This window comes from Murinocardiopsis flavida, from assembly GCF_003014485.1.
GTDB lineage: Bacteria > Actinomycetota > Actinomycetes > Streptosporangiales > Streptosporangiaceae > Murinocardiopsis > Murinocardiopsis flavida.
The window spans coordinates 102,201-110,159 of the sequence record NZ_PYGA01000023.1 but is presented as its reverse complement, the minus strand read 5'-3'; the positions used below and the strand labels follow the sequence as shown (position 1 = coordinate 110,159).

The following is a 7,959-nucleotide window of genomic DNA, read 5'->3' as shown; positions in this document are numbered from 1 at the left end:
TGGAGGCGGGCGTGGTCAGGGGTGGGGGCGCCCGGACCTGTGGGTGGTCGGGGCGTGGTTGGTACGGGTGTGGGCGCCCGGCCCCGCGTGGGAGGGGTGGAGGCGGGGCCGGGCGCGGTCTGCGGTCAGCCGGGGTGTCCGGCCGGGGTCCGCCGGTGGCAGGGCCGGGCGTGGTCTGCGGTCAGCCGGTCGTGCGCTCGGCTGGGGGTGGCGGCATGCGGAAGTAGCGCTTCGTGCGGTCGCGCCGGGGCAGTGCTGGGCGCAGCCGGGGCAGGACGGCGTCGCGTTCGTCGGTGTCGATCTGCTCCAGGCGGGTGCGCAGCCCGCGCAAGGTATGGACGGTGACGGTGTTCGGGCCGCCGGTGCGGGGGCGCAGCCGGGTCGCGGTGTACATCCGTCCCGGGTGGGGGCCGGTGATCAGCCACGCATGGCCCCACTCCCGCGAGAGCCGGGCCCGGGTCAGCGCCGACACGACCGTCCTCCGCCCGAACGGGTCCCGGGTGTCGTGAGGTGGATGGCGGCCGTGTAGCCCGTGGCGGTCGCGGTGACGACGGGGCCGCTCTCGTCGGCGCATGCCTGGATGATGGCCAGCCCTCGGCCGCCTTCCTCATCGTGGTCGCGGTCGGCGCAGCGGGGGAAGGGGATCGCGGCGGCTCCTTCGTCCATCACCCAGATGCGGACGTGGTCGGGGTCGGTTTCCAGGGTGAGGGCGTAGGTCCCGCCGCGCCCGCTGCGGGTGTGGCGGACCGCGTTGGTGGCCAACTCGCTGATGATCAGGACCGCGTCGTCGATGACCGGGGCCGGCAGGGGCGGGGTGACCGCGGCGAGGGTGGCGGCGGCCCAGCCGCGGGCGGTGCGGATGCTGCTCTCGGCCCCGGGCAGCCAGGTGCACGCCCGGTCCAGGACGGCGGTCATCGCGCGATCACCCCGGTCCGCCGGATCACGTAGGGGCGGATCCGCGACGCCGCACCGTGTCGCGGGGGCGGACGGCGGTGGCCGGTAGCGTTCTTCATGGTTCCTCATTCCTGGTCTGGTTCAGGGTGGGGAGCAAGGCCCTGCCCGGTGCGTGCAACACCGAGCAGGGCCGTACTTCTGCGCTGCCTCGGGCTGTCCCACTCCGATCTGGATCGTCTAGAACTATGCCCTGAGCTCACCGTGCCATCACCTGCGTACCACTGCCCATAGCTACCGCCAGACAGAGAAAATAGATTGGTAACTGCGATAAGTGGCGGTACTCTGGTGGTAAAAAGCTGTCTCATGGTGGTGAACATGAAGCACGCACGACGTCGCTTCGGCCTGGACCTCCGTCGTCTACGTGAGCAGGCTGGGCTTACGCAGACGGAAACCGCCTCTGCGGCGCTGCTTTCGCAGACGATGCTTAGTGATCTGGAACGGGGGACCAAAGCGACCAAACGGTCCACTATCGTCCTGCTTGACCAAGCCCTTACCGCTCAGGGAGCGTTGCTCCGTGCGTGGGAGAGTCTGAACACGTCCTCGGGTGTACCTGAGTGGTTTGAAGGCGTGGCACAGCTACAGCGCGACGCATCGGCCTTGAGGATCTTCCAACCGCTGCTGGTGCCGGGATTGTTGCAGGCGCCCGACTACGCGCGGACTCAACTCCGACTCGGCAACGAGGATGCGACGGATGCTGAGATCGGTGACCTGGTGGGCACGCGGATCGAACGCCAGTCCATACTAAAAACTGACCGTCCCCCAAAGCTCATGGTTGTCCTCAACGAGGAGGTTGTGCGTCGTCCGTTTGGAGGGCATGAGACAATGGCTGCTCAAGTTGACCAGCTAATCGCTCTCTCGAATAAGCAACGCGTCACTATCCAAATAATCACTGCTAACCACGGGTTTCATCCGGGGCTAGATGGTGGATTTCAGATAATTGACGTTCCCGACTTGGGCCACGTGGTCTACCTCGAAACTTCTGCTTCAGGATTTCCGCTGAGCGATGCGGAGTCCGTGGAGAGGTTCACTGGATTGTTCTCGGACCTACGTGGCTTGGCGTTGCCTCCCGATGCCTCGCGTGAGCTGATGAAGAAAGCTAGGAGTGACTTCGATGATTACAAGTAACTGGCAGAAGTCAAGCTACTCGCAGGGTGGCGACACAAACTGTGTTGAGGTTCGGTCGCTCCCATCGCAAGAGATTGATGTCCGCGATACGCAGAACCGGGATTCCGGGCACCTGTTGGTCTCCTCGGCGGAGTGGACGGCGCTGCTACGCGGTGTTCGGTCGGGTGACCTGTAGTCGACCGCCTCAAAAAATCCTTGAGTTTCTCGACTCGGTCGCGGACGTTCAACGGTACCGGCGGTTCAGTGGTTCGGGTTCCAGTCCTCGGCGAGGAGGCCGAGGACCACCTCGTCCAGGAACTCGCCCATCACCCACGACGAGGAGCGCAGTACGCCCTCGCGGACGAAGCCGTTGCGTTCGGCGGCGCGCAGCATCGCGGCGTTGTCGGCGAGCGTCTCGATCTGGAGCCGGTGCAGGCCGCGCACGACGAAACCGTAGTGGGTCAGCACCGCGACCACGTCGGTGCCGTAGCCCATGCCGCGGCAGGACGGCAGCAGCCCCAGCCCGATGTGCGCGGACCGGTGGTGGGTGTCGATGTCGTACAGGGTCGCCATGCCGATCAGCGTCTCGCCGTCCAGCTCCACCGCGGAGAACTGGACGAGCCCCTGCGCCTTGTCGTCCACAACGAGCCGCGGGTCCTTCGAATCCGGTGTCATGGGTCGCCACGGCCGTCCCTCGGCCCGCGAACCGTTGACCACGTCGTCGTAGAGCTCGGTCCGCAGAACCTCGATGTCGTCCTCGTAGCGGGCCCTGAGCCCGACCTTTGCGCCCTTTAGCATGCACGTTTCATACCGGACCGGGACAACGGGTGGCAAGTCGTCAAAAGGGCTGGTCGCACCGTACGAACGGTCCGGCACCACCGTGTCGGGCGCCCACGGCGGCATCGCCGCGGAACGGCGCCGGCTACTCCGCCGCCTTGAGATAGCGGTCCAGGTCGTCGAGCGTGAGCCGCTGCCGGTCCAGCGGCTCGGCCGCGTCCAGCGCCACCGCGTGCAGGCCGCCGAGGAACAGCTCCAGTTGCTGGGCGATCAGCAGCTCGTTCAGCTCGGCACCGATGACGGGCAGCGGGCGGGACAGCTTGATGGTGCCGAGCATGATGTCGATGGGGGTGACGCCCTCGCGCAGCTGCCCGTCCTGCTGGGCGGCGCGGATGAGCGCGCCCATCCGCTCCAAGAGCTCGTTGCGCCGCACCTTCAGCGTGCCCCCCTCGCCGCGCAGGTCGCCCTCCAGGCTCTGCGCGAGCACCGGCATGAAGACACCGAGCCGCAGGTCCACCATGCGGCGGATGAGCTGCGCCAGCGCGCCCCAGGCGTCGGGGTGCTCGGCGGTGGCGCGGTCCATCTCCGCGCGGACCAGGGCCATGTTCTCCAGGGCGACCTGCCGGACGAGCGTGTGGCGGTCGGGGAACCGCCGGTAGAGGGTGGCGATGCCGACGCCGGCGCGCCGGGCGATCTCCTCCAGCGACGCGTGGGTGCCCTGCTCTAGGAAGACCTCGCGGGCCGTGCTGATGATCTGCTCGCGGTTGCGGCGGGCGTCCGCCCGCAGCTGCGCCGTGTTCTCGGTCAACCGGAACCTGTCTCCTCAAGATGTGGAGGGAACCCCTTCGATTGTGCTAGCTTACCCGCACAAGAAAAGCGAAGGATTTCCCTCCACTTGCGAAGGAGTGTCCGATGCCCCCGACCACGTCTCCCGAATCCATGACCTTCCCCTTCCAGCGGCAGTGCCCGTTCGCACCGCCGCCGGAGTACGACCGGCTGCGTGCCGGGGAACCCGTCGCCAAGGTGCCGATGGCCCTCGGTGGCAGCGCCTGGCTGGTGACCCGGTACGAAGACGTCCGGACCGTGCTGAGCAGCCCGGCGTTCAGTGCCGACGGCACCCGCCCCGGCTTTCCCAGGATCCTCCCGGGGCAGGCGCAGATCCTGGAGCGCCCGCCCTTCATCCGGATGGACCCGCCGCAGCACGGCTTCTACCGGCGCATGATCATCCAGGAGTTCACCCACAAGCGCATCAAGACGATGCGGCCCGCCATCCAGGCCGCTGTGGACCGGCTGCTGGACGACCTGCTCGCCGGGCCCCGGCCGGTGGACCTGGTCGAGGCGTTCGCACTCCCCGTCCCGTCACTGGTGATCTGCGAGCTGCTCGGTGTGCCCTACGACGACCACGAGTTCTTCCAGAGCAGGAGCAGGGCCGCCCTGACACGGGCGAGCACAGCGGAGCAGTTCGCGACCGCGTTGGGCGAGCTCCGCGCCTACATGGACGGGCTGATCACCCGAAAGCAGCAGGACCCCGGCGACGACCTGATGAGCAGGCTGGTCACCGATCACCTGGAGCCCGTCGGCGAGCTCGGCCGGGACGAACTGGTGATGATGTGCCTGATGCTGCTCAACGCGGGGCACGAGACCACCGTGAACATGATCTCGCTCGGCACCATGGCGCTGCTGGAGCACCCCGACCAGCTCGCCGCGCTCCGGTCCGACCCCGAGCTGCTCCCGGGCACCGTCGAGGAGCTGCTGCGCTACCTCAGCATCGCCGACTTCGTCACCGCCCGGATCGCGGCCGAGGACACCGAACTCGGCGGTGCGGCGATCCGCGCGGGCGACGGGGTCATCGCCCTACTGGCCGCGGCCGACTGGGACCCCGGGGCGTTCCCCGAGCCCGAGCGGTTCGACGTCCACCGCGGCAAACGGCACCACGTCGCCTTCGGCTACGGCGTCCACCAGTGCATCGGGCAGAACCTCGCCCGGATGGAGCTGGAGATCGCGTTCTCCTCCCTGTTCGAGCGCATCCCCACGCTGCGGCTCGCGGCGTCGGCGGACGAGCTGCCCTACAAGCACGGCACCCTCCTGTACGGCGTCCACGAACTCCCCGTCACCTGGTAGGCGAATCATGCGGATCACCGCGGACACCAGCGTCTGCATCAGCGCCGGAATGTGCGTACTCACCGTGCCGGAGGTCTTCGACCAGTCCGACGACGACGGACTGGTCACGGTGCTCCTCCCGGACCCCCCGAAGGACCTGCACGGGGCCGTTGCGCAGGCCGTCCGCCTCTGCCCCAGCCGCGCGATCGCCATCAGCCGGGAGTAGGCATAGGACCTGATGTCCGGGACTTTTCGCCGAGCGGGGAGGAGGGTCAGGCGGGGCGGGGGATCCGGGCGAGGGTTGCCTTGATCTCTTCGGTGCCGGGGACGTCGGCGGCGGTGCGGAGGTCCAGTGCCGCGCCGAGGTGGGAGCGGGCCGATTCGGTGTCCCCGAGAGCGGCGTAGGCGTCGCCCAGCCCGACGAGGGCGATGGACTCGGATTCGCTGTCGCCGAGGTCCCGGAAGACCTGGAGCGCCGTCGTGTACTCCGCGACGGCGTCGGTGTGCCGTCCCGCCGAGATGAGGGTGCGGCCGGTGAAGCACCGGGACCACGCGATGGTCCAGGTGTCGGTGGTCTCGGTGAAGATGGCGGTCGCGGCGGCGCAGTACTTCAGCCCTGCCGAGAATCGGCCGGTCGAGCGCTCGCACTCGGCGAGGCTGAGCAGCGCCATACCCTCGCCGCGCCGTTCGCCGGACCGGCGGAAGGTGTCGATCGAGCGCCGCAGCAGCGCGCGGGCTTCGTCGCCGTCGTGCCGGTTCCACCGGATGGACCCCAGCGTGCGGAGTGCGAAACCGGTGATCCAGTCGTCGGCATCCGCCTCGATCAGTGCCTCGTAGTGCGCGATGGCGGCGTCGGTGTCGCCGGAATTCTTCTCGAAGTCAGCGAGGGAGATGCGGGCGCGAGCCGCCCCGTACCGGTGGTCGATCGCGCGGGCGGCGGCCAGGCCGGACTCGGCGATATCGCGCCACTCGTCCCTGTGGTTGTGGAAGTCCAGCAGGGGGGCGACCGTGACCGCCATCCGCCACGCGAGGTCGTCCGCGCGGAGGGCACGCGCGGTGTGGGCGGTGCCGACGAGGTTGGTCCGCTCCTGGTCGAACCAGGCGAGTGCGGCATCGGTCGACTCGAACGCCGGTGGCGGTGTCGGCGGCTCCGGGACCGGTCCGGTGACGTCCGCAAGGGGGAAGTTGGGCAGTACCCACCGGACGGCATTGCCCGCGGACCGCAGGTACCAGGCGGCGAAGCGGCTGATCACCACCGTCCGGCTGTCGGCGGGTTCATCGGCGTGGAAGCGCTCGACGGCGTAGAGCCGGAGGAGGTCGTGGAGCCGGTAGCGGTCGCGGCCCACCTGCTGGACGAGGCTCGCCCCGATGAGCCGTCCGAGAACGGGGCGCACGTCGGCTACGGCGCATTCGATGGACACGGCACAGGCGTGCGCACTGATCTCGCCGCCGGGGTGCGTGCCGATGCGGCGGAACAGGCGGGCGGCATCGGCCGGCAGCGCCGAGTAGGAGTCGGCGAATACCGCTCGGACGTCGCTGAGTTCGTCGTCGCCGGTACCGAGGATGTCGAGCCGCCGGTCCTCGGTGGCGAGGTCGGCGGCGAAGGCGCTCAACGGTGAATGGGGGCTGCCGATGATCCGGGCGGCCAGGATCCGCAGCGCCAACGGGAGGTGGTCGCAGTGGGCGACGAGGGTGTGTGCGGCTTCGGGCTCGGCGTCGATGCGCTCCGCTCCGGCGACTTCGCGGAACAGCGTGAGGGCTTCCCCGGTCGAAAGCGCGTCGAGGGTCATCCGGCGCGCCCCCTCCCGTGCCACGAGGCCGGACAGGGTGCTGCGGCTGGTGACCAGGACCAGGCAGCCGGGTGCGGCGGGCAGCAGCGGGCGGACCTGGTCGGCGGACACGGCGTCGTCGATGACGATGAGCATGCGCTTGTGGGCGAGATGCGACCGGTACAGCGCAGCCCGGCCGTCGAGGTCGAGGGGGATCTGGTCGGGCGGGGCCCCGAGGGCGCGCAGCAGTGAGCCGAGTGCCTGGGCGGTGTCGAGCCGGGGCCCGGGGCCGTGGCCGTGCAGGTTGACGTAGAGATCGCCGTCGGCGTAGCGGGAGCGGACGCGGTGTGCCCAGTGCACGGCGAGTGCGGTCTTGCCGATTCCGGGTGTGCCGCCGATGGCGGAGATGACGACCGCGCCGCCTGCCTGACCGGCGGCAGCGCCGTCCTCGTCGGAGATCAGCGCGTCGAGCAGGGCGATCTCGTCGCTCCGGTTGACGAACCCGGTGACGGACAGCGGGAGCTGTCGGGGTGTGGCCGCTGCCGGGGACGCGGCCGACGAGGTGATGTGCACATCGCCGTGAACGGATCCGGTCTGCACAACGGCGCCGGTGTCGCCGGTGACCTCGTTCCGAGGACCGGGCGGCTCGGGCGTTCCGGCGCCGGTGCGGCCTTCTGTCAACGCGACGGTCCCTTCGCGCTCAACGGGGACGCATGTAGGCGTCGAAGCGGGATTCGTACTCGGTGTAGGGGATCGACAGGTGCTTGGCGCGGTCGCGCCAGACGTTGGCGGCGACGATCTCGTTCGGGTCGTCGACCAGCACGGGCGCATGAAGGGAGCCGTCGGGGTTGTAGTCCATGCGCACCAGCCGGTGCGAATCGAAAAGCCAGTAGTCGAGGTGGGGAATCCCCTCGGGCCAGTCGCCCTCCTTGACAGGCAGGATGCGGATGTCCTCGCCTGCGGTGACGTTGTGCCGGTAACCGGCCGCGCACTCGAACCTCAGGTAATCCGACAACGGTTCGGTGACCACGTGGACCCGGCTGTGGAGAAGTCCTCTGGATGCCTTCTCCCGAATTTCATCGCCCCATTCGATGAGATCCGGAGCGAATTCGAGGTGGCCCTCGGACATGAACCGTTCGAACGGTCGGCGCTCATCCGGCGCCGCGTACTCTTGCAGCGTCTCCAGCCTGAACGCGGTGTGATTGAAATCGTGGAAATAGCGCCCGAACACCTCCCTGCTCACGGGTCGTTCGGA

General features: G+C 68.8%; 10 protein-coding genes. 4 read left to right on the top strand and 6 right to left on the bottom strand.

What is annotated here, in order from left to right; translation table 11 throughout:
* Nucleotides 1–181: 181 nt before the first annotated feature.
* Both CLV63_RS26540 and CLV63_RS26535 read right to left on the bottom strand, forming a co-directional pair.
* On the bottom strand, nucleotides 182–472 hold the full coding sequence (locus CLV63_RS26540) for a hypothetical protein (protein ID WP_106585950.1): 291 nt from the start codon (nucleotides 470–472) through the stop codon (nucleotides 182–184).
* Nucleotides 460–915 (bottom strand): ATP-binding protein, encoded by a 456-nt coding sequence (locus CLV63_RS26535; protein WP_170134328.1) that lies wholly within the window; start codon nucleotides 913–915, stop codon nucleotides 460–462. Before CLV63_RS26535 ends, CLV63_RS26540 begins: the two co-directional genes overlap by 13 nt.
* Before the next feature lie 342 nt (nucleotides 916–1,257).
* Here CLV63_RS26535 and CLV63_RS26530 point away from each other — a divergent pair, with 342 nt between their 5' ends.
* Nucleotides 1,258–2,079, top strand: a complete 822-nt coding sequence (locus tag CLV63_RS26530; RefSeq protein WP_106585948.1) for a helix-turn-helix domain-containing protein — start codon at nucleotides 1,258–1,260, stop codon at nucleotides 2,077–2,079.
* Nucleotides 2,066–2,254, top strand: coding sequence for a DUF397 domain-containing protein (locus tag CLV63_RS26525; protein ID WP_106585947.1), 189 nt, complete (start codon nucleotides 2,066–2,068; stop codon nucleotides 2,252–2,254). Before CLV63_RS26530 ends, CLV63_RS26525 begins: the two co-directional genes overlap by 14 nt.
* Before the next feature lie 65 nt (nucleotides 2,255–2,319).
* On the opposite strand, the gene CLV63_RS26520 is transcribed toward CLV63_RS26525, so the two are convergent.
* Both CLV63_RS26520 and CLV63_RS34730 read right to left on the bottom strand, forming a co-directional pair.
* Entirely contained in the window at nucleotides 2,320–2,856 is a 537-nt protein-coding gene (locus CLV63_RS26520) for a GNAT family N-acetyltransferase (RefSeq protein ID WP_106585946.1), read from the bottom strand.
* Nucleotides 2,857–2,980: 124 nt separating this feature from the next.
* Nucleotides 2,981–3,643, bottom strand: a complete 663-nt coding sequence (locus tag CLV63_RS34730; protein WP_106585945.1) for a TetR/AcrR family transcriptional regulator — start codon at nucleotides 3,641–3,643, stop codon at nucleotides 2,981–2,983.
* 104 nt (nucleotides 3,644–3,747) lie between these two features.
* On the opposite strand from CLV63_RS34730, the gene CLV63_RS26510 reads away from it, so the two are divergent.
* A complete protein-coding gene (locus CLV63_RS26510; protein WP_106585944.1) occupies nucleotides 3,748–4,956 on the top strand; it encodes a cytochrome P450 in 1,209 nt (402 codons plus the stop codon).
* A gap of 7 nt (nucleotides 4,957–4,963) precedes the next feature.
* Complete coding sequence (locus tag CLV63_RS26505; RefSeq protein WP_106585943.1) at nucleotides 4,964–5,161, top strand: ferredoxin; 198 nt, start codon at nucleotides 4,964–4,966, stop codon at nucleotides 5,159–5,161.
* 46 nt (nucleotides 5,162–5,207) lie between these two features.
* On the opposite strand, the gene CLV63_RS26500 is transcribed toward CLV63_RS26505, so the two are convergent.
* A complete protein-coding gene (locus CLV63_RS26500; protein WP_106585942.1) occupies nucleotides 5,208–7,385 on the bottom strand; it encodes an ATP-binding protein in 2,178 nt (725 codons plus the stop codon).
* 19 nt (nucleotides 7,386–7,404) lie between these two features.
* The gene (locus tag CLV63_RS26495) at nucleotides 7,405–7,947 is read right to left on the bottom strand and encodes a DUF6879 family protein (protein ID WP_245929070.1); all 543 of its coding nucleotides are present in this window, start codon (nucleotides 7,945–7,947) and stop codon (nucleotides 7,405–7,407) included.
* Nucleotides 7,948–7,959 lie beyond the last annotated feature (12 nt).

Coding starts and splice junctions, on each gene's coding strand:
- CLV63_RS26535 (WP_170134328.1), bottom strand. CDS start 915: ATGACCGCCGTCCTGGACCGGGCGTGCACCTGGCTGCCCGGGGCCGAG.
- CLV63_RS26530 (WP_106585948.1), top strand. CDS start 1,258: ATGGTGGTGAACATGAAGCACGCACGACGTCGCTTCGGCCTGGACCTC.
- CLV63_RS26525 (WP_106585947.1), top strand. CDS start 2,066: ATGATTACAAGTAACTGGCAGAAGTCAAGCTACTCGCAGGGTGGCGAC.
- CLV63_RS26520 (WP_106585946.1), bottom strand. CDS start 2,856: ATGCTAAAGGGCGCAAAGGTCGGGCTCAGGGCCCGCTACGAGGACGAC.
- CLV63_RS26510 (WP_106585944.1), top strand. CDS start 3,748: ATGCCCCCGACCACGTCTCCCGAATCCATGACCTTCCCCTTCCAGCGG.
- CLV63_RS26505 (WP_106585943.1), top strand. CDS start 4,964: ATGCGGATCACCGCGGACACCAGCGTCTGCATCAGCGCCGGAATGTGC.